Below are 411 nucleotides of genomic sequence, written 5' to 3'. Positions count from 1 at the left end.
CAGCGTTGCATCCGTATCCGGTGAGATCCGGAAAACGGCAGATCAGCTGGCAGAAGCTGGAAAGACTCCGCTGTATTTCAGCCGGGACGGGAAGCTTCTTGGTATGATCGCGGTGGCCGATGTCATCAAGGAAGACAGTCCGCGTGCTGTGAAAGAACTGCAGAACATGGGCATCCGCGTGGTGATGCTGACCGGAGACAATGAGCGCACGGCAAAAGCCATCGGCGCACAGGCCGGTGTGGATGAAGTCATCGCCGGAGTACTTCCGGAGGGCAAGGAAAGTGTCATCCGTTCTTTAAAGGAACAGGGCAAGGTAGCCATGGTTGGAGACGGTATCAACGATGCTCCGGCCCTGACCCGTGCCGATATCGGAATCGCCATCGGCGCAGGAACCGATATCGCGATCGATGC

At 57.4% G+C, this 411-nt stretch carries 1 protein-coding gene; it reads left to right on the top strand.

The window, feature by feature from the left end:
• Positions 1–411: HAD-IC family P-type ATPase (locus DW922_RS16885; RefSeq protein ID WP_118727146.1), on the top strand; the 411-nt coding region annotated here is incomplete at both ends.

It is taken from the genome of Clostridium sp. AM42-4, from assembly GCF_003480105.1.
Classification (GTDB): Bacteria; Bacillota; Clostridia; order Lachnospirales; family Lachnospiraceae; genus Brotaphodocola.
This window is presented reverse-complemented; position numbering and strand designations above follow the sequence as displayed.